At 63.4% G+C, this 715-nt stretch carries 1 protein-coding gene; it reads left to right on the top strand.

All coding sequences use genetic code 11. The annotated features are described in order from the left end of the window. Positions 1-18 precede the first annotated feature (18 nt). The coding region (locus WS45_RS35560) for a hypothetical protein (RefSeq protein WP_218921624.1) at positions 19-715 on the top strand (697 nt) is incomplete at its 3' end.

Genomic DNA, 715 nt, shown 5'->3' with positions numbered 1-715 from the left:
CAGGTCGAGCTCAAGCCCGTGGACAACGAGTTGATACCCGTCGAAGTCGACGTGGACAGCGAGCTGATCGAGCTGGTTGCCGACGACAGGCCGGTCGACGTGGACGTCGACAGCGAAGCCACCGAACTGTTGGTCGAGCTCAAGCCCGTGGACAACGAGTTGATGCCCGTCGAGGTCGACGTGGACAGCGAGCTGATCGAGCTGGTTGCCGACGACAGGCCGGTCGACGTGGAAGTCGACAGCGACGTAACCGAGCTGTTGGTCGAGCTGAGGCCGGTCGACAGCGAGTTGATGCCCGTCGACGCCGAGGTCGACAACGACGTGATCGAGCTGGTCGCCGACGACAGGCCGGTCGACGTGGAGGTCGAGAGCGAAGCCACCGAACTATTGGTCGAGCTCAAGCCCGTGGACAACGAGTTGATACCCGTCGAAGTCGACGTGGACAGCGAGCTGATCGAGCTGGTCGCCGACGAGAGGCCGGTCGACGTCGAAGTCGACAGCGACGTAACCGAGCTGTTGGTCGAGCTGAGGCCCGTAGACAGCGAGTTGATGCCCGTCGACGCCGAGGTCGACAACGACGTAATCGAGCTGGTCGCCGACGAGAGGCCGGTCGACGTCGAAGTCGACAGCGAAGTGACCGTGCTGTTGGTCGAGCTGAGGCCGGTCGACAGCGAGCTGATCCCCGTCGAAGCCGACGTGGACAGGCTGACAATGC

Origin of the sequence: Burkholderia sp. RF2-non_BP3 (assembly GCF_001522185.1) — a bacterium.
Taxonomy (GTDB): domain Bacteria; phylum Pseudomonadota; class Gammaproteobacteria; order Burkholderiales; family Burkholderiaceae; genus Burkholderia; species Burkholderia diffusa.
Note: the sequence above shows the minus strand (reverse complement) of the source record. Positions and strands in the feature narration are given on the sequence as shown.